This is a genomic window from Saliphagus sp. GCM10025317, assembly GCF_042663665.1.
Lineage (GTDB): Archaea > Halobacteriota > Halobacteria > Halobacteriales > Natrialbaceae > Natronosalvus.
On the sequence record NZ_JBHTAQ010000005.1, the window covers coordinates 684,945 to 704,399 of the forward strand.

The window sequence follows — 19,455 nt, forward strand, 5'->3', positions numbered from 1 at the left end:
GAACGAAGTTACTGTGAAAGCCCGGCAGTGAAACGGCCGTTGGCCGTCAGCAGCCCGAACGTGGAGGTGGGCGGGGCGGTGGGTAGCGGGTGATCGGGCACAGCTAAAAAGAGAGTTCATTGGGCTACTCCCACTAGGATTCGCGCTCTGGGAATCTGATTTCCGACCACCGGATCAGCGCGATCGAACACCGTCCATTGTACTAGTTCTTGGCCTCCATACTAACCTCGCCCTTTCTAATCGACTCGAGGTTTCCAATCGGCACGATCGTCCCTGTCTCGTGTTGTATCTCTTCTTTCGTATCCATCACCGTCTCGAACATGTCTTTGCTCTCGAGAACCCGGATGTCAATCTGGTTCCCGATGGCTGGTTCAGCTTATGTTCGACGACGAGTGTTCCGCCCGGAGCTCGGTACCGTCCATAGATGTCCGTTAGCGGGTGGACGGATAATTCGTCGGCAGTGATGGTGTCCGTGAGGGTTTATCCGATCCGCTTGATCGACTCGAGGCCGGCGACTTCGGCAAGTTGTCCTCTTACAGGCGAAAGTGGGATGTAATCATAACCCCCTCTCTCCCTGCCGCCGTTTTTTCACAGTTCTGGAGCGGATGGCGCTGGCAGTTTCGAGTCCCCAGACAACGAAGGCAGCAATACCACCGAAGGCAAACAGGTAGAGAACAACGCGGAGTAAGTATTCAAGCAGTGTAACCTCAACGACAGAACCGCCATGCAAAATGATAATGGATTCGAAGATCATCTGTAATTTTGTTGTCTATCTATCGCAGTTACGTCGCGTTCAAGCCTCGATATGCCATGACGACGCCGACGACGAAGACGACCGTCGCCACGTAGATGGGGCCGAGATGCGTCATCCAATCGTGAGCAAATGCATCTGCCGTGTAGTGCATCGGCAACGCGAGCGCTAAGCCGGTGACGGCAGCGACGACTGCGGTTGCCCACGCCCAGGTGAGTCGCTGACGCACGCCGTACCACGACAGGGCGGTGACCGCAATCCCTGTCGAAATTATGAACGCGGCAGTGGCGACGTGCAGGTGGCTGATGTAGTACGCCACTGTCGGGTCCAAGTCGGCTTTCGTCATCCCGTTTAGCGTACTGACCCCGAGTTCGAAGCCAGTTCCTACGAAGTTCATCACGAGGAATACGATTCCGTATCCGATGAACGCGACGCCCGCGAGCGCCATCAACAGCGACCCGTTCCGGAGCGTTGCCTCGATTTCGACCTGTTCTTGCTGTTCGTCTGTAACCGATTGTCTTGTTGCCATTGTAATCACTTGTTGGCGCCGAGCGAGATGCTCTTCACGCCGTACTTCTGACATGCATTCGCTGCTTGATCCGAGATGAACTCATACTGAGTATTGTCCCGAACCTCCCTCACTTCAAACCTGGTCTGCTCTATGAGCTCCGTGTAACGATCGACCTGTTCGGCTCCGCCGATACAAGCTGCCCACAGGTCCTCGTTGTTCTTGATGCTCTTCGGCATCAGTTTCTCGCTGATGATATCGGAGATGGCGAGCCGTCCGCCTGGTTTGAGGATTCGATTTGCCTCCGTGAACACTCGCTGCTTTTCCGCAGAGAGATTGATGACTCCATTCGAGAGTACGACATCGAATGTCCCGTCATCGAAAGGAACGTCCTCGATGTACCCCTTCTCGAAGAATACGTTGTCCATCCCGGCCTCATCACGCAACTGCCCTGCCTTCGATAGCTGTTGGTCGGTCATATCTAACCCGGTCACACTCCCGGATTCGCCGACCTGTAACGCTGCGACGAACGCATCCGTCCCGGAACCGCTCCCAAGGTCGAGCACGTCATCTCCTTCTTCGAGAGCGGCGAGGTCGAAGTGGTATCCCACGCCCGCGAATGACTCCAGAGCCTGCGCGGGGATCTGATCGAGATCGCTCGCTGGGTAGCCGAGCCGTTCTGCCAACTCGCGCCCCATCTCGAAGTGATACTCTTCTGCCGGTTCTTCTGCAACGTCTTGATAGACGCTCTTGACTGCCTGTTCGAGTCGTTCGACGTCTAGTGATTTTGTCATTTATCTTCACCTCATCAGTCGTCGGCCGCCACTTCGGCCGGAGTATTCACCGTGAGTTGGATGTCCTGAGCGAGCGAGATGAGCGTGTAGACTGGTGCCCGCCGCGCCCATTCGTCGACCTGGTCCTTATCGAGATCCGGACTCTCGATCTCGACTTCTGCGGTTAGATTCTCGAAGACGGCATCGGCCTCTCCGAGGTCCTTGAGGCTGAAGAGGACGCGCGGATCGAACTCGGTGCGGACCCGGGTCTGGAGGTACTCGATATCGACGCCGTTTGCGACGGCGTTGATGGTGATGCCGACGTTGATACAAGAGGCGAGCGCGGAGAGTGCGGCCTCGATCGGTTCGAGTCGGTCGGTTCCGCCGACCCATCCGCCTGCGTCCAACACTTCCTTCCACGCTCCGTAGGGGATCGTGTACTCGCGAGTCTCGCTCGCGATTGTTTCACCGCCGAGTTCGTAGCTGTCTACCTTCGCCAAGCTGTGAGCGCACGTCCCCTCGTAAGTCGAGCGAGCAGCGAGTCCGAGCTGCACCTCATTGGGGTTTTCAGCCGCGAATTCGGCGAACTCTTCGAATTGTTCGATGTCGATACCGTGGTTGATCTGCGTGTCGATAGCCATATTTACACGACCTGGAGGTGCTTTTCTCGTAGTTCTTCGTCTGTGTAGTCTTGCCCGTGAACCTCTTTCATGTGGTTCCTGGCCAGTTCGGTCGCTTCGTCTTCGTTCTCTGATTGGATGATGAACCGACAATCAGCTGCTGCCGCTTCACAATCGAGTTTGTGTGCTTTTGCCATGGTGTTTCAGGTGCCTTTCGGCAAGAGTTGGTTCGCGTTCAAGCGTTAGATAGCTAACTCGTGACACACCGGTGGCAACTAGCACTGTTTCCACCGAGTCACGATCGTGCAACGATTGACTCTCGTGCAGTCGCTGAATAATTAGCAGTAGCTGGAAGGGGATTGAGTTACAAGTTGGAACGTGAGGTTTCCCAATAGATTGGTCTTAGATCATTCATTGATGGGTGCAACAGAGCCACGCACTAGGACTTGTCACACCAGAACGTCAGTCCACGACTGTTTCGAGCGGGATCGTTGGGGTCTGGCGGCGATAGTACGTGTACTTTGATTCCGCCCACTCTCGTGCTTCGTGTGAGTCGGTATCGACCAGCACACGAACCGTCACGCTGTCAGGGTCGTGACCGCATATCGCGATCCGGTGATCGAAGATACAGATTCCGTACGGCGGCAGGTCGTCGTGTAACCAGATCGTGAGATTGCCACTTGCCAGGGTTTCAGAAGACAGTTCGGGGTAAGTCGAGCGAATGTACTCGGCGACGTTTGGCGGATCGATGATCTCCGCTTGCATGCCGTCGATGACCCGCTGACAGAACTCGTCTCGACATGGCTCGAGGAGAGCGAGATCGGACCCGACGAACCGGAACTGGTCGGTTTCACCGATCAGCTTACGGAATCGGTTTATCGGACCATACGGGTTGTCGGCTTCGGCGACCGTCACGACCGCATCAGAGCACATCTCTATCGTGAATCCACTCTCTTCGCCTGGAAGCCACTGCCAGACGTCGCGGAGGTTTCGCTCGATTTCGACCCGCTCGATTAACTCTGCTACTGCGGATGCGATGAACGTACCCAGTGGTGACGCTTCGTACTGGTATCCATTTCTACGGATCCAGTTGCGCTCTTCGAACTCGCTCAGTGTCCGTCGAATCGTTGACGACGAGACTCCAGTCATCTCCCAGAGCTCTGATCGGCTCCGCGGACGGACAGTTAGAGCGATGAGCGTTGGAGCACGGTGTTCGGACCGCGCGAGATACGAAATATCGTCGATTGGTGAGCCCGTACTCAATCCCATGCTAGTCTTACACATGGTTCCGTAATAATCATTTGCACTCCTCTAGACAGAGATAGGACATCGAGCTTTGCCTATCGCTGATAATTGGCTGACAACCGTGGAACCTCTCGGATACAAAATTCTCATCTACAAGATTGATCTGAGAATTCAAATTACAATTTTGTAATCAATTCTTTTTATCCGATTAAGCAACCAACACCGGTGATGTGACCACAGGATGACCTCCTCGTGATCGAAGCACATTGAGTATTCCTACAACTGTTTGAACAATATTCACACAGGAACAGCATGAAGAACGTCTCTCGCGTCCTTTCTGGCCGTTAGATTGACATCCTCCCGCGCCTGAAGACGCGGGAATCCCGACCGCAGTTGAGATATTAGGGTTTACGAGCCCACGTGTTATCGCAGTGCAAAGCAACCGCTCTCTGTATCGAACACGAAAGTCGATGGCTGTGCCAACCAGCCGTTACTCCTATCGCCGCCATCCGTGGCGAGACTCGGAGTTACTTTCCGCCGAATGTTCTCCGCACCGTTCACGTCCGCATTGGCCACCATTCCACACTCATCGCAGACGTACAGGCCGCGTTCAACGCGGTTCGCCTTGCGCTTGCGTCCACAACACGAACACGACTTCGACGTATTACGCTCCGACACACGCTTGACCGTGATACCCTCGGCCTCGGCTTTGTATTCGAGCATCTTCGTGAACCGGTCGAACGCCCACGAGTGCAGGTCCAAGTTGCCGTGTTTGCCCCAGTCCTTCACGTCGCCATCCTCGCCTTCTCGAATGCCACCGAGGTCGCCGATGGCTATCAGTCCAACGTTCTCTTCGACACAGTGTTCGACGATGTGCTTCGAGAGCGCGTGGAAGTAGTGGATGCGCCGACTAGACTTCTTCGCGTTCAATCGCGTGGCTCGCTCGGACGCCGAATCGTCACAGCGCGCAATGTGCTTGCTGTGATAGTAGTCGTCCTGTTTCAGGCAGTTCAACGGGTACAACTCTGCGTGGCCGTCCTCGTACGCGAGGGCGGCGAAGTTTTTCACACCGAGGTCAATCCCCACGGTGTTCTCGCCGGGCGTTTCCAGAACTTCGACTGCGAGTTTGCAGACGAGGTGGAGTTCCCACTCGTCACTCGTCGTGTTCCAGACGGCACGGACTTGCCGGATGCTCCGCACCTCATCCAAGTCCACGTCGGGGCGGGTTTCAATATCGCAGAGGGTGAAGTCGGACCAGTGTTCTTTGAGGTTTTTGCCCTTCGAGAGGCGAACCCTGCCGAACTTGGTGTCGACTTTGAACCCGTTCTGCTTGAACGTGACCGTCGAGCGCGGGTGTTCGTCGTTGTGTTTGCGGTAGCCGGGCGGATTCGCTTTCGAGTCCCCGTTTCGGCGTTTTCCGTACCAGCCGTCGAACGCTTCAGCGAGTTCTTCGAGAACGCGCTGACTCGATTGCGAATGCAGATCGGCGTAGCGTTCGTGGGTCTTGAGGTAGGATTTGAGGTCGCCTTCCTCGGGGATGAGGCCGGTTTCACTCCACACGCGGTCGCAGGTCCAGCGACCGACGTTCCAGAGTTTGCTGGCGGCGAATCCGAGCGCATCGAGGTCGGACTGAACTTCTCGCTGGTTCCGAATGGAAGCAACGAGTGTTCTATCCACGACCTCTATCGCCATACATAACCAGTGTTGACAAGATTATATAATACTACCCAATTCCGTGACGCGTTGAATATCCAGCCGTACTGTTATCGGTGGTTCACGGCATCCCGCGACGGCGCGTATCCACGCCGTAAACGACGTGGTATTGCGCCTGCTCCGCGTATAACGTGGATTTCAGGGGTAATGTGGCACGATAGCGCTGCTGTTGCACATCTGTTGGGCATCCATTGATATTCAGGACCCTCCATTAGGTGTATCTCGACTGTTCTCAGCACTTGCTAGAACCACAGTGTCTCTATACGTTGCTCTATCGCCGTGAGCACTGTCGAGTATACCTCGAGTGGATGGAGTGAAGGGAGTTCGAGATTGGTGATTTCGGTGGCAGATGGCGGCTCGTGGAAGTGTAGCCGGGTGTTGTGCGTATTCGGATGCCGATCCCAGCGACACTCCCAGCGCTCTCCAGCCTCGTGTTCTTCAATGTAGTGGACCGAGAAATCACCAGTCGTGAACCACCGGATGTCGAGCCGAGCCGCTGTTACCGAGTCTGGGTACCGTCCAGCGTCGAAGAGCACATGAAGCAGTCGGGGTTCATAAGAATCCGGGTCGAACGTCGTTTCGGCGACGAGTGAATCCGACGTAAGATGTCGTTCCAACAGGCGCAATGTCTGTCGATCCGGTGGTCCTGTTGAGTGAGGCGCTGAATCCTCTGGTGGCAGACTCATCTACGCTGGAATTAGATGCCCATCGTTCTGGGAGAGCTGGCGAGCAAGTTCATACAGCCGAATATCTCGAATCACACCCTGCCACTCACTGACGGCGGTCATCCGTTCGTGGATGGTTTCGTGATCACCGTGGTCGAACACGGAGACATCCGTTGGGTCTGCCGTCCCGAACTGTGCTTCGTATTCTGCACGCTGTGCTTCAAGTGCCTCTACCCGATCAATTATCCCTTCGACCGAAAGTTCGGTTGCGATCCGACTGGCGTCTTGCCATTCGAGGTATCCCTCGTTTCGTTCGTATGTCGCCGGGCGGCTGTCTCTATTGGCTCGGGCGATGCCCATTTCCGCCAAGCGCTCGAGGTGCTTTTTCGCGGCGTTTGGAGAACAGTCCGCAAGTTCTGCAATTTCGGTGTACGCAGTCGGAGATGTAACCCCGAGGACGACGTCATAGACACGACCAAACGTGTCCGTTCCTGCTTGCCACCGTCGCTGGGTACCGTTGGACTCGGGGGCTGGATCGAACTCGGTCATACCTCCTTGTAGGTGGCCACTCTCAATATATCTTCGGATCATTCAGATATATGCAACCAGGTGTGGAATCGGCCTGCTGGGAGAGCACAATTTGCCTTGTGTCACCTATCCACTTACTCACTCACGACTGATGCTATTCGCTGATTGAGCTGTGTAGTTCACCTTTTCTTGATTCGCTCAATTCCAAATTCTTGATTATCGTACTTGCACTCGAGCGAATTCGCTCGAGACGTTCACTCACCGTTTCGGGTTCGTCGCCTTGCCACGCGGCCAGGTAAAACGCCGAGCCGCTGGTATCGAGTCCGACGTATCGGCCAACGATGTAGGCGACTGCCTCGGCTTCGACTTCGCGACTCGCGTGTTCGCTCTTGCTGAGGTCATCTGCGTGCAACAACGCATGGGCGTATTCGTGCACGAGCGTCGTCGCGAGGTCGGCAGTGTTTGTACGCTCACGCACTTTGACGGTAGGTCGCCTGTCACTGTGAAACTCACAGACCCCTTTGGCTGAGCCGAAAGGCCACGCTTCCTTAGACACGATCGTCACCTCGATATCGAGCGCCTTCCCGGCTTCATAGAGCAGGGGAACGATCTCGCGAGCATCTCCCGTTGTTTCGGTCTCGAGCGACGGAAGCGCCTCGCCTTCTGTCTGAGAAATATCGAAGACGGGAACGGGTTTGAATCCGACGAGGCCTTTCGCCCACTCCTCTGGAGGCGTTTCGGTGTACCCACACCCAGTACTCGAGTGACGTGATTTCGAGAGCCCACACGACGGGCATTTTCGAGCCGTGATTGGTGCCCAGATCCAGATCGCTCGTTCTCCTTTCTTCACCTGCCGACCGAAGTTCGTTTGCCAGCTTCGATACCCGGCGACCCGCGTCGCCGTTGGACACTGCTGGGCGATCAAGAGCGTATTCCGGTGCGAATAGTCGTGAAAGCGACTTTGTACCTCGAGCCAGTGTTTGAACTCCTCACTCGCTCGTGCTTCGCCAATTAGGTCGACGAGGTCGCTAAGCCACGATTCGATCGTCTCGTTCATCTCGTCGTGTCGAGTTTCGGTATCCTCGAACGACGCTACTGTGGGTTGTTTCGTTGCCATTGGTCGAACAGGCACACCAAATGGAGTGCCCTCACCCGTGAGGGCACCAAAAATACCTCTCTGGTATCGTTGGCCTTGTAGAACTTTTGCCGAAGAGCTGACTCAAATGGCCAACAACAACTTCCCGAAAACGTCATGGGGAAGCACATTCATTTTTTGGTCAATAATCTTCTTGAATGCTTAATGTGCAATCCACACTTCCAGGCTATTTTCCAATCTCTATCGGTCAAAACACCTTAAGTGAATCGCTACTGCAGTTCTTCGATGAGAGCAGTAACCACTTCGTTGATGAGATCGCTCTCCAGACGGCCCTGCCAAAAATCGATGTCCTCGTGGCCGATCGATTGGACACCCACGGGACGATTCGACTTTCGTTCGGTGTCCCACCCCGAAGCCAACTCGCTTCAGGGATGTCGATTAGACCATCCATCCACGATTTCGACGTTAATGTTAGAGCAATGTATTGTTCGCCGTGGAACGGGCGTCCTTCATGGTTCGAAATAACGAGCCACGGCCGGGCATCCTCTTCACCTTTGAACGGGTCATCACCGTAAACGACATCGCCACGCTCGAAGATCGGAGCAGTTCGCCCGTCGGTCACTGTTTGTTCTCCGAACTCGGGTGTGGCTCGCTGGGGGCGTGTTCTCGCCACGATTCCTTATCCTCCGCACCGAGTTGCTCGTTGAACAGGGCGGTCGCTCGCTCGTAACCACTGTATCCTTCGAGTCGGTCGTTGTCGTCGGTCACCGCCCAGTACGTCGCCTTGTGTTCGACGAGACCGCGGTCCTTCAGCCGCGAGAGTGCGGTGCTGACTGCGCCTTCGTCGAGCCCGATTTGAGAGGCAATTTCGCGCGCCTTGAACGCGCGGTCCTCGTGTGCAACGAGGAATCCGAGGACTTGGTCTGGGACAGAGAGTTCCTCGAGTTTGTCCTCACTCGTGTTCTCGAAGGTTTCTCGATCGATGGACATCGTTGAGTGGATATAGTGCACCCGCCGTTATGAGTGTTAGGAACGAAAGCTACGAAAATATCGTAAGGAGCGTAAAATGATGCAAAGAGAGTTATCACTCTCCACTACAGAGCGGTCCAAGAACCGTATTCATTGAGAGCGTGAGTCTCTACTACTCCATAACTGTGGAAATTGAGACCACCTGGTCCCCTCCTCGTTTCGACTGCTCATCGCTGGTGAATCGGGAGTATTTGTCCCAACGCTTATTCGGGTCGCTAGCCTGTTATGAACAATGGATCTATTCAGGAAGGCCGGGGAGAAGTTCGAAGAAACGAAACAGTCGTTCATGGAAGGTAAGGATACGCCGTACGTATGTCGGTCCTGTGAGGAGCCAGTGGACGATGACTACGATCACTGCCCTCACTGTGGCAAGGAGACGGTCGAACCGGTCGAGTGACCTCGGTAAGGGTATTGAATAGATCGTTTGTAATCGACCCGCTGTTATTGCAGAGAAGGCAAATGATCGATGAGATACTACGGCGTCTCACGAGAAGCCCACGCCTAAGCGAGGTGGCCGGATTACGAAGAGTCGAGGAGCAAGCCTAGTCGTTCACGGCGGGGATAAATTCGACAGTCCTTACTGGGCACATCTAGCGCAAACGCCGTCTCGTGTGAGGATGGTAGTGCAGAAAGATCGTTGGGACGTTTTCCGCCAGCTATTCACAGATACAATCCCTCGTCCGGGTTAACTGGACGATTTCCTCGTGGAGTTTCACGGCGAGTTGGTAGATGGTCCGAGCCCGATACTCCCCAGCGACACCAGTCCGATAGTAGGACTCCGACCGGTTCTCTCTCCAGAGTTCCTCGAGTCGGTCGGCGATATCCTGCGAAAAGAGCCCGGCCCGGACCCCCAGATCGTACACTTCGGTATGACGCTGACCAGCGACGTCGTATCCCTTTTCTTCGACGAAGAACTGGACCGAGCGTTCGATGGATACGAAGCAAGCTTCGATGATGATCGTGAAATGGCCGTTGCGCTCGAGCAGGAACCCCGCAGCGTCGAGAAGGCGGCATGCCTTTCGCAGTTGGAGGATAGCTGGGTCCGAAACGTGCTCGAGACCAACTTCCGGGTTTGCCGGCTTTCGCTGAAACGCGTCCTCCGCGTCACCCAGGGTCGACTCGAGTTCTTTCGACGTCACTCTTCGATCCCTCCAAAGACTTCACCCTTTACACGGCGAAACGCCTCACTCTCCGAGAGGACGATTCCCTCCTGCAAGATCGGTTGAAGATCCTCCCCTCGCCGGCGGGCGCTCTCGGGTGATTCGACAAAAACCTCGAATTCGTATCGCTGGCCGTCGATCGGTTCTGTCTCGAGTTCGCGCACGACTTCCGAGACTGCTCGACGCGCAGTCACCAATTCCTCGTCATCGCCAACGAGGACGAAGAGATCGATATCGCTCACTCGGTCGGCATCACCCCGGGCCACGCTCCCGAAGCAAAGGATTGCAGCGTCCGTCGAGAGTTCTTGGCCAACCTGGTTTACGAATCGTTTGAGTGGCTCTCTAAACTCCGCTTGTGGGATCCCGAGAAAGGGGTCATCGGCATCGAAGAGGGAACGCTCGTTAATTTGGTAGAGCGTCTTGGCGCCCGTGTCCTGCCTGATCAGCAGTCCCATCGCCTCGAGTAACGAGACTGCCTTCGTAACGCTGGGACCACCGAATCCCGTGAGTTCTTGCAGATCTCGGTTCGAGAACTTCGTGGAGGGGTTCGTCGCAGCGATCTCGAGGATGTCGTCCATAGCACCATACCGGAATACCTGTTCGTCCGGTAGTGGCAATCGTACTTTCACGCCCATATCTTATACTGTGTGTAACGCGTTACATCACATATAATGATTTCTACGCTTCAAATCGTGATCCGGCGAGCGTTGGTTGTAGTTGAACAGGTCTATCTCTCCAGAAAAAGCCGGTATGACTCGCTTCAGACGTTCTCGAGGTAGGCCCTGCGTTGTTCCTTTTCTCCCCATTCGGTTCGCTGATTGCAAGTTACGCTTATCGGCGGTAAAGACAGTCATGGGAATCCGAAATACGATTTATTACGATGTACCCCAGTTACGGGGTATTGGAGTCACTTGAGTACGGCCATCTCTCTCGCTATCTCCCGCGTATAGCGTCGAGCTTGGATGGCGGCTCCAGTAGCAATTAATGGCGATAGAAAAACACACCACGCCACCAGCATTGTCAACATCGACGAAACGAGAAATGGAGTCCGTTTCTGAAAGGGCTAGACAACGGGATCTCGAGTCGACTAGTGATGACCCCTCACAAAAGCCAGCACGTGAGAGTACTACTTCGGATTACCTTTCGAAGGCTCCACCTTCACGAACGTATCTCGAAATCCGTCCGTCGACGAACTCGTTACATTCCAAAACGGTTTCACAGGCGATGGAGTCGCTGTATAAGCGACTTCAGGACCGATCGGTCACGGGCGTATGGAATTCACTTCGTGGGCGCTCGAGTGTGCCCCTAATCGAGTGGCTTCTCATCTCCGATGGCCGATCGGATACGAGTATCCGATATCTGGTGGGAACGACAGAGGATTCCTTCCTCGACGATCTCGAGGGGATTTGCCGGACGGTCTTTCCGAACTCGTATGAACTCACGCGGGTCGAGTGGCATCCACGCGACCTCGAGGACTCGATAGAGAATTTCGACAGTACGTTGAACACAGGGCCAGATACTACTCAATCTTCGGATCTGTTCGTTGCAGGCGTTGAGTATCGCGGTCGAGCCCATTTACGTCGTGACTGGCTCATGCCGTTTAGAACGGTCGACGACCTGGTCGATACATCCATAGACAACTCTCGAGGGGAACCAAAAAGTGCTGGATCACGTCGTGTTCCACTTGCGCCGCTCGTCGAAACGCTCTGTGAGAGCGACGTACCGATCGTCTATCAGGTGGTGTGTCAGCCAGCGGGCTCGCTCCAGTCGCTTGCAGATGAGTATCGGTTCGATCTCGAGAGCGAGGTCGTTACCACCGGTGATCGAATTGCTGATTTTCTGTTTCCACAACCAGAGCCAGAAGAGCGCACTAAACCTCGAGAGGTCACACCGGCGTATCGAGGCCGTCTCGAGGCACTCGACCGTCGTGATCACAGACGCGTCTTTCAGACATCCGTCCGAGCAGTCGCACTGACTCGAGACGACTCGACGAAAGCCAGTACCACAGTCCACAATCTTTCGGGAGTACTCGGGCATCTCGGTGGGGATTTTCACGAAATTCAGGGTCACGTCATTACCGACGACGACCTCTACACGGGTCTCACCCCGCCCGGTACGCAACTGTATGAGACGCTCATCGATCGAACCTGTCCCGAGTCGACGTATGACAACTTCGAGAATCGCTTCCCCTGGACGCCGTATGAGAGTCCTGGAATCGTCGTGTCTGCCTCTGAACTCCCGCTGTTTTGTCTGGTCGATGGAGGCGGGCTTACTGCACGCGGTCAGCGAGCCATCGAGACACGACATTCAGAACGGACGGGGTTACCGCTCCCGCCAGCACACCAACTCACTCGATATACGGGGGCTGGACAGGCGCTGTGCCGTCCGTTGACCGATGATCGACAGCCAGCTGGTGAGTGTTTCGTCCTCCCGCCCGAGCTCCAGGACCGCCATCTGTTCATCGTCGGTGATACTGGCTCTGGGAAATCCGTCCTCACGACTGGGGCCATGCTGTCCAACACGACGGCCACAGCTGGCCCGGAGATCCTGTTCGACTACAAAGGCGGAGGCACGGCCGAAGAGTATCTCCAGACGCACTACGCGGCCACTGGTGGCCTCGATGCCGATACCATCCAGTACTTCGATCTCACGAAGATGCTCCCTGCGCTCTCGCTGTTCGATATCGGTCCACTCCTGGACGCGGGTCTCTCTCGAGAGGAAGCCCGATCACGGATCGCCGGCCACTACGAGGAAATTCTCGCGGGGCTCATGGGCGAAGAGCAGTATTACAGTGCTACTGAGTCGACCAAAGCCATCCGCAATCACCTGCGTGCGTTGTACGACCCCATCCATGGTTCGGATGCAATCTCACACAAAGATCTGTACAGAGCGCTTCAGCGAACGCTGAGTGACCGATCACCACCGCCAACCTCAGACGAACGACTCACGGAGTACTTCGCGGGATTGCTCGAGCGCGATCGCGACGTCTTCAATATGGTCCTCGGTGGGGGCGTTGCTCGGGTCGAGACGATTGCCACGGATGACCGACTGGCGCCGCTGTTCGATTACGTTTACGTCGAGTCTCCGGATGCTGACCACGGAGACTCAGCCCAGGACCCTGGTCACGAATTACGTTTTGACGGTGCGACACAGATCGAACCGGAAGGTAAATCTGATCGAATTCGAAACCCACACTTCGATTTTATCGATGTTATCGACGATGACTGCGTCGTCATCTTCGACTTCGGCGGTATGGAAGAGCGGGTCAAGCGAGCGCTCACGCTCGTCTTGCTCTCGAATATGTGGAGTGCGTTGAAAGCCCGCGCTGAAGCTCCGGATACACCTCCGAACCCACCGCAGGTCAACCTGTATCTCGAGGAAGCAAAAGACGTCGCGGCGACCCAATTGGTGGATACGCTGCTCTCCCAGGGTCGGTCCTTCGGCCTCTCGATCATGCTGGGTGTCCAGTTTCCGAGTCAACTCGATTCGCCCGATCCCTCGAATCAGACGTACGAAGAGGCGCTCAACGAGATCGGCACTCTCGTCGTCGGCAACGTCAGCATCGAAGACGACCTCGCGAAGACGCTGGCGACTGATGACGTCCCGCCCCGCAAGGTAGCGCGACGCCTCGCTGCGATTCGCCATGGGGAGTGGCTCATCCGCCCTGCTGCCGAATTCGGCGCCCCACCTGCACGACCGTTTCTCGGCCGTTCGTTAGCTCCACCACGCGGCCATCCAGCGAGCGATGAGCCACTGACGGGCGAGCAAAAACGAGCCTTCGACGCAGCCTTCGAGTTCATCACCCTCGAGACCTGGAGACGTTCGGGTCTCGGTCACGAATCAGAACCAACAAAGGCTGCTCACACCGGATCACCGGACGATCCTGACGGAGACGAACCAGCGCACAGTGAATCGTCGCTCCGCGTCGACTCACTCCTGCTACACACGAAGCGATTTCCTGACTGTGTCGTCTACGACGAAGCGATCGACGCACTCTGTTGTGGGTCCTGCGAGAATCGCTACGATCCCACGATTGAGGGGATGAAGCGAGCGATCGAGTGCTGTCACTCCCTCGAGGACGTCGACGCCGACGATATCCCGGTCTGTGAAATCAATCTCAAACTCACGTCAGCCGAACGCGAAGCCTCAGAGTGGAGTGATCGACAACTCCTGTTCTTACAGGCGGTCTACAACGCCCAGCAGCTGCGATACGATCCACTCGAGTACGACATCCTCTCTGATTCGATGCTCAGGCTCCAGGAGTACGTCGGCATCGACAACGACGACATCACGCCACTGCTTGAGGCAGACGTCCTTCGTCACGATACCGACCATCCACACCGACTCTATACTGTTTCATCGGACGGTCGCGACGCCATCGGGGAGAGCTATCGCCTCGGCGTCGACTATGGCCACGGCGCTGGCGACCTCGAAGAGTCCAGCCAGCACGTCTTCGGCATCGAGGTGACTCGCCAGTATCTCGAGGCGGTGTACGCCCAGAGCACTGACTCGAGCGTCACGGAGGTGATTCCATACTACGACCTCGACGACCAACATCGACTTGACCTCGCAGGTGTCGACACCGATGGCGAGATCGTCGTCACCGCCGAAGTCGAACGGATCAACAACGATTATCATAGGGCGGTTCCCAAAGACTTCGATAAGATGGCTTCGTGCGAGCCCGACGAGGCTATCTGGGTTGTTATGAAACAGGCCGATGGTCACAAGGTGCTTTCTGCGCTCAACGATCCGATCGAAGGCGAGCCTCGTGTCGAGAAAACGTACGCCAAGACGACACCACCTCAGCAATTCCGCATCGACACTCCAGGGATGACCGCTGTCTACCCTGCAGACTGGCTTCGGGAGCAGTATTAACTGGCGATTGGCGCTAAGTCCCCTTCCTCAAGGAGCAACACAGGGAGCGAGTAGGGTGGGGTAGTTCATACAGGCCGTTTTGCCGGCAGCATCTAGTGAAAGAAGGAATCCAGAACGGCGTGTTTTGAGGAGAACAATTTATAATTTAGCTCCACCTAATATTCGATGATGATCTTGAGCGACAGCATGGAGGATTATCTCAAGGCAATCTATATTCTTCAGTCGGAAACGGATGGCGCAGTCTCTACTTCTGATTTAGCGACATACCTCAGCGTAAAACCGCCAACTGCGACGAGCATGATCAAGAAATTGGCTGATCATGGTCTCGTCGAACACGAACCGTACCACGGCGTCCAACTGACGAAAACCGGTGAACCAATCGCACTCGAAGTTATTCGTCATCATCGGCTCTTGGAACGGTATCTTGCTGACCATCTCGAATACGATTGGAGTGAGGTTCACGAGGAAGCAGATCGACTCGAACACCACATCAGCGATCAGTTTGCCGAGCGACTCACCGAACTTCTCAATGAACCAACGACAGACCCACACGGCGATCCGATACCCGGGCCGGAGCTTTCGGTCCCGGATATCGATCAGTCACGCAGGCTCATAGAACATGCAGTAGGCGATCAAGTGCTGGTTACACGGGTGAGCGACCAAGACAAAGAGACGCTTTCGTATCTGACTAAAATAGGGATCAAACCCGGAATCCAGGCCACGATCATCGAAATCGCCCCGTTCGGTATGATCACGCTCCAATTGGATAATCACACAGAGTCCGTTTCGGTCCCAAAAGAGGTAGCCCGCTCAATTCGTGTCCGTCCTGTTGATGAATAAACAGCGTAGCACGCTCCTCCTGTCCTTATTAGATTAGACGAAGACTAAGTTTAGAACAGTCAAAACTAAGGGTGGATGGGTGCAATCATCTAGCAATGACCGAACCACGATTGGGGAAGTGGAGGAGCGAATGCCCTCTGTAGACTACGGGACAGCCGAAGAGATTATGCGAACACTCGAACGACGACTGGTTGAGCGACTCCAGTCAGATGTAACCGCCACGCGGCGCTCCGTCCTCGGCGGTATTGGGGTCGCTGGCAGCGCTGCGTTCGGGGTCGGTCGAAGCGAAGCGGGCAGTGGGGGGGACGATGATCACGATGAACACGGCGGACACGGAGTCGTCGGCGAATTCGAGGACACTGACTTCGACCCACACGAGTACCTCACGGCGTTCAACACGGGACGAAACGGCCAGGAGAACGTTCAACAAGATGCCTACGAGGAGGACGGACGAACTGTACGAGAGTTCGAACTCACGGCTGTCGATGTCCCGATTACCATTGCGCCCGGGATCGAGTTCGACGCGTGGGCGTTCAACGGGCAGGTTCCTGGGCCTACGCTTCGAGTCGTTGAAGGCGATCTCATCCGGGTGAAGTTCACCAATGGAAGTCGCCACGCCCATACGATCCACCCGCACCTTCGAAATCTCGATCCGACGATGGACGGTGTGCCCCAGAACGGCCCCGGGGCACTCGAACCGGGTGAATCGTTTACCTATGAATGGATCGCCCAGCCAACGGGGATGCATTTCTACCACTGCCACGCAATGCCGCTCAAAGAACACATCCACCGCGGCCTCTACGGGACGATCATCGTCGATCCAGACCCTGACCGCGTCCGTGAGAATCCACGCGAGTACGTAAACTACCACGGACCGATTACCGATGAGTACCGAGACGAACTCGTCGAAATCGCCCGTTCTCGCAATCACGAGTACGCTGAGAACGACGACGTCAACGAGATGGTGATGATGATGAACGGGTTCGACACGAACTTCGACGGCGACAACGAGGTCTACGCCGCCAACACGCAGGCGTTCGCCTACGGCGTTGGCAGTACTGACGGGAACGGCAACTGGGAAGCTGGCGAAACTAAACACCCAATTCAGATCGACCGGAACCAGCTCCAGCGAGTGTACCTCTCGAACGTCATCGAGTTCGATCCCATCAATTCGTTTCACACGCATTCGCAGTTCTTCGACTACTATGACCACGGCACGACACTCCAACCGACGCTCAAGAACGTGGATACGATCATGCAGTGCCAGGCTCAGCGTGGAATCCTCGAAATCGACTACTCCGATCACGAGCCGGGGCTATACATGTTCCACGCCCACCAGTCCGAGTTCGCTGAACTCGGCTGGATGAGCTTCTTCGAGGTGGTGTAGATGACCGACAAAAATTCGTCCAAATCGACCGATGGTGGGGTGGCGAGCGGCGAACAATCAGTACGACCCTTCGGACTTCCATCCTGGGTCGTCGCCGTGTTGCCGCTCGTCTTGCTGGCTCTCGTTATCGGCGCGTTCGTATTCACCTCCCCTCTTGCGGGTGTTCAGAGCGGTGAGCCACTTCCGGACCTGACGATTACGCACACGACGCTGCCGAGTGAGGATACCATCGTTCTACACGTAACCAACAATGGACCTGACGCAGTTACGATCTCGCAGGTTCTCATCAACGACGCGTATTGGAACTTCGAGGTTCAGGGCGCTGGCGGTGACCAGACACTCGCCCCGATGGAGAGTGCACAGGTCGTCGTGCCGTACCACTGGCAGCCCGGTTGGGATATCCACACCGCGCTCGTCGTCTCCGACGGGACGACATTTGGCCACACGATCGTCGCACCGAGTGAAACGCCGGGGCTCACCACTGACGTCCTTTGGTCGCTCGCGCTGATTGGGGTGTTCGTTGGCGTCATCCCGGTTGCACTCGGGATGCTATGGTTCCCGTTTATTCGGGCGATGAGCAATCGCTGGCTACACGCCGTGCTCACGTTCGCCGCGGGGGTACTTGCGTTCCTCGCGGTCGATGCGGGGTTCGAAGCGTTCGAACTCGCCGAGGCGATCCCCGGGGCGTACGAAGGGACTGCCCTCGTGGTCCTCGGCATCCTTGGGGCGCTTCTGCTCGTCCAGTCGGTCAGCGCCTGGCGTGAAGGGCGTGCAGCCGCAGGCGACGCACGCGCCAGTAGTGGGCTGTGGGTCGCCTACCTCGTCGCACTCGGCATCGGGCTGCACAATCTGGCTGAAGGGCTCGCTATCGGGAGTTCGTTCGCGCTCGGACGAGTCTCGCTCGGTGCGTTTCTCGTGATCGGCTTCATGTTGCACAACGTGACCGAGGGGCCAGCAGTCGTCGCACCCGTTGCTCGTGGCGAGCGTCCTAGCTGGTATCACTTTGTCGCACTCGGACTGATTGCGGGTGCGCCGGTCATCCTCGGCGGCTGGATCGGCGGCCTTGCCTACTCGCCCACGCTCGGGGCGTTCTTCCTCGCCATTGGCGTTGGGGCGATCCTCCAGGTCAATTGGGAGATTGCCGGAATGATCCGCACGCAAGGTGGACGCGTTGGGAGTGCGACGAACTTGCTGGCGTTCCTCGCCGGCCTCGGTGTGATGTACATCACCGACCTGTTCGTCGCGCTCTAGTGCAGACGCCAGATTCGAGGAGAACCAGATGACCTCCCAATTGCAACGACGGAGACAATACCAGCACGATACGCCTGGAGTTTCCGGAAAGCAGGAAAATACGTGATTTGAACGCATGAAACACAATACTCGACGTACGCAACGCCGACGGTTCCTGAAGGCGACCGTGGTAGCAACAACAGTTGTAGCTACCGCGGGATGCACAGACAATTCAGCCACACAGGAAGGCCCACCTGACGATACTGATGAATCCAACGACGAATCCCACACTCACGGTGATGGCGAAGAACACGATGAAGACGACGGCCATGATGAATCCCATGGCCATGACGAACTCCCTACAGAACCGTCCGACAGCGTTACCGTGGAGATGTATTCCGATGGTTCCGAACACCATTTCGATCCTCACCTCGTGTGGGTCAATGCCGGTGGAACCGTTACGTGGACGCTCGAAAGCGGAACTCACACGACGACTGCGTACCACGCTGACAATGACAAACCAGACCGGATACCGGATGGCGCGGAATCGTGGGATAGTGGCACGCTCAGCGAGAGCGGTACCACTTTTGAGCAGACGTTCGAAGTAGAAGGCGTCTACGACTACTATTGCATCCCGCACGAGTCGATGGGGATGCTCGGTGGCGTCGTCGTCGGAAATCCTGATACCGAGGGTGAGCCGGGGCTAGCTGTGCCACAAGAAGAATTACCGGAAACAGCACGAGAAAAGATCAGCGAGTTAAACAAGATGGCGATGGAAGTTCTCGACTGAGTTTTCTGCGCCTATCGATCCTCCAGCACCCCTCCCAAGGAGAAGACCTACGCCAAGATGACGCCGCCCCAGCAGTTCCGCCTCGACACCCCAGGGATGACCGCTGTCTACCCTGCAGACTGGCTTCGAGAACAGTACTAATCGGCTCTGTTGAAACCCTCCGCCAGTGATCTGCTTAATCAGCTGTCCTGAATACAGAGCGCGTATTCAGCAAAACGTGATTCCCATCTCATCCCCCTTGGTCT

The 19,455-nt window shown here is 56.0% G+C and carries 20 protein-coding genes and 2 pseudogenes; 6 read left to right on the plus strand and 16 right to left on the minus strand.

The window, feature by feature from the left end; translation table 11 throughout:
• Nucleotides 1–133: 133 nt before the first annotated feature.
• The 13 genes and pseudogenes from ACFQS4_RS05450 to ACFQS4_RS05510 all read right to left on the minus strand — a co-directional run.
• A pseudogene (locus ACFQS4_RS05450) lies at nucleotides 134–364 on the minus strand (DNA-binding protein); the annotation flags it as partial.
• 192 nt (nucleotides 365–556) lie between these two features.
• A complete protein-coding gene (locus tag ACFQS4_RS05455) occupies nucleotides 557–754 on the minus strand; it encodes a hypothetical protein (protein WP_497902652.1) in 198 nt (65 codons plus the stop codon).
• Nucleotides 755–782: 28 nt separating this feature from the next.
• Nucleotides 783–1,280, minus strand: a complete 498-nt coding sequence (locus tag ACFQS4_RS05460; protein WP_497902653.1) for a hypothetical protein — start codon at nucleotides 1,278–1,280, stop codon at nucleotides 783–785.
• Between the two features lie 5 nt (nucleotides 1,281–1,285).
• The gene (locus ACFQS4_RS05465) at nucleotides 1,286–2,053 is read right to left on the minus strand and encodes a methyltransferase domain-containing protein (protein WP_497902654.1); all 768 of its coding nucleotides are present in this window, start codon (nucleotides 2,051–2,053) and stop codon (nucleotides 1,286–1,288) included.
• 14 nt (nucleotides 2,054–2,067) lie between these two features.
• A complete protein-coding gene (locus ACFQS4_RS05470; protein WP_497902655.1) occupies nucleotides 2,068–2,673 on the minus strand; it encodes an OsmC family protein in 606 nt (201 codons plus the stop codon).
• A 2-nt stretch (nucleotides 2,674–2,675) separates the two neighbouring features.
• The gene (locus ACFQS4_RS05475; RefSeq protein WP_497902656.1) at nucleotides 2,676–2,849 is read right to left on the minus strand and encodes a DUF1059 domain-containing protein; all 174 of its coding nucleotides are present in this window, start codon (nucleotides 2,847–2,849) and stop codon (nucleotides 2,676–2,678) included.
• A 265-nt stretch (nucleotides 2,850–3,114) separates the two neighbouring features.
• Nucleotides 3,115–3,921, minus strand: coding sequence for a helix-turn-helix transcriptional regulator (locus tag ACFQS4_RS05480; protein ID WP_497902657.1), 807 nt, complete (start codon nucleotides 3,919–3,921; stop codon nucleotides 3,115–3,117).
• Between the two features lie 399 nt (nucleotides 3,922–4,320).
• Nucleotides 4,321–5,589, minus strand: a complete 1,269-nt coding sequence (locus ACFQS4_RS05485; RefSeq protein ID WP_497902658.1) for an RNA-guided endonuclease InsQ/TnpB family protein — start codon at nucleotides 5,587–5,589, stop codon at nucleotides 4,321–4,323.
• Nucleotides 5,590–5,852: 263 nt separating this feature from the next.
• The gene (locus tag ACFQS4_RS05490) at nucleotides 5,853–6,296 is read right to left on the minus strand and encodes a toxin-antitoxin system TumE family protein (protein ID WP_497902659.1); all 444 of its coding nucleotides are present in this window, start codon (nucleotides 6,294–6,296) and stop codon (nucleotides 5,853–5,855) included.
• Nucleotides 6,297–6,824, minus strand: coding sequence for a DUF7342 family protein (locus ACFQS4_RS05495; protein ID WP_497902660.1), 528 nt, complete (start codon nucleotides 6,822–6,824; stop codon nucleotides 6,297–6,299).
• Nucleotides 6,825–6,957: 133 nt separating this feature from the next.
• The gene (locus tag ACFQS4_RS05500; RefSeq protein ID WP_497902661.1) at nucleotides 6,958–7,920 is read right to left on the minus strand and encodes an ArdC-like ssDNA-binding domain-containing protein; all 963 of its coding nucleotides are present in this window, start codon (nucleotides 7,918–7,920) and stop codon (nucleotides 6,958–6,960) included.
• Nucleotides 7,921–8,168: 248 nt separating this feature from the next.
• Nucleotides 8,169–8,521: pseudogene (locus ACFQS4_RS05505) on the minus strand (type II toxin-antitoxin system PemK/MazF family toxin).
• Nucleotides 8,518–8,889, minus strand: coding sequence for a MarR family transcriptional regulator (locus ACFQS4_RS05510; protein ID WP_497902662.1), 372 nt, complete (start codon nucleotides 8,887–8,889; stop codon nucleotides 8,518–8,520). The pseudogene ACFQS4_RS05505 and the gene ACFQS4_RS05510 overlap by 4 nt, the downstream one beginning before the upstream one ends.
• A 271-nt stretch (nucleotides 8,890–9,160) precedes the next feature.
• Here ACFQS4_RS05510 and ACFQS4_RS05515 point away from each other — a divergent pair, with 271 nt between their 5' ends.
• Entirely contained in the window at nucleotides 9,161–9,325 is a 165-nt protein-coding gene (locus tag ACFQS4_RS05515; protein ID WP_497902663.1) for a hypothetical protein, read from the plus strand.
• A gap of 259 nt (nucleotides 9,326–9,584) precedes the next feature.
• Here the strand turns inward: ACFQS4_RS05515 and ACFQS4_RS05520 are convergent, their stop codons facing one another.
• The 3 genes from ACFQS4_RS05520 to ACFQS4_RS05530 all read right to left on the minus strand — a co-directional run bounded on the left by ACFQS4_RS05520 (nucleotide 9,585) and on the right by ACFQS4_RS05530 (nucleotide 12,395).
• A complete protein-coding gene (locus ACFQS4_RS05520; RefSeq protein ID WP_497902664.1) occupies nucleotides 9,585–10,067 on the minus strand; it encodes a DUF8154 family protein in 483 nt (160 codons plus the stop codon).
• Nucleotides 10,064–10,543 carry a nucleotidyltransferase domain-containing protein gene (locus ACFQS4_RS05525; protein WP_500192406.1) on the minus strand — a complete coding sequence of 160 codons (480 nt, stop codon included), beginning with the start codon at nucleotides 10,541–10,543 and terminating at the stop codon, nucleotides 10,064–10,066. The genes ACFQS4_RS05520 and ACFQS4_RS05525 overlap by 4 nt, the downstream gene beginning before the upstream one ends.
• 1,213 nt (nucleotides 10,544–11,756) lie before the next feature.
• Nucleotides 11,757–12,395: a hypothetical protein gene (locus tag ACFQS4_RS05530; RefSeq protein ID WP_500192408.1), complete on the minus strand. Its 639-nt coding sequence runs from the start codon at nucleotides 12,393–12,395 to the stop codon at nucleotides 11,757–11,759.
• Nucleotides 12,396–12,476: 81 nt separating this feature from the next.
• Between ACFQS4_RS05530 and ACFQS4_RS05535 the strand changes: the two genes are divergently transcribed.
• From ACFQS4_RS05535 to ACFQS4_RS05555, 5 genes are all read left to right on the plus strand, one after another.
• Nucleotides 12,477–14,963, plus strand: coding sequence for an ATP-binding protein (locus ACFQS4_RS05535; protein ID WP_497902667.1), 2,487 nt, complete (start codon nucleotides 12,477–12,479; stop codon nucleotides 14,961–14,963).
• A gap of 171 nt (nucleotides 14,964–15,134) precedes the next feature.
• Nucleotides 15,135–15,803, plus strand: a complete 669-nt coding sequence (locus tag ACFQS4_RS05540; RefSeq protein WP_497903154.1) for a metal-dependent transcriptional regulator — start codon at nucleotides 15,135–15,137, stop codon at nucleotides 15,801–15,803.
• Between the two features lie 130 nt (nucleotides 15,804–15,933).
• Nucleotides 15,934–17,190: a multicopper oxidase domain-containing protein gene (locus ACFQS4_RS05545; RefSeq protein WP_497902668.1), complete on the plus strand. Its 1,257-nt coding sequence runs from the start codon at nucleotides 15,934–15,936 to the stop codon at nucleotides 17,188–17,190.
• Nucleotides 17,191–18,441 carry a ZIP family metal transporter gene (locus ACFQS4_RS05550; RefSeq protein ID WP_497902669.1) on the plus strand — a complete coding sequence of 417 codons (1,251 nt, stop codon included), beginning with the start codon at nucleotides 17,191–17,193 and terminating at the stop codon, nucleotides 18,439–18,441.
• Between the two features lie 115 nt (nucleotides 18,442–18,556).
• Nucleotides 18,557–19,210: a plastocyanin/azurin family copper-binding protein gene (locus tag ACFQS4_RS05555; protein ID WP_497902670.1), complete on the plus strand. Its 654-nt coding sequence runs from the start codon at nucleotides 18,557–18,559 to the stop codon at nucleotides 19,208–19,210.
• Nucleotides 19,211–19,455 lie beyond the last annotated feature (245 nt).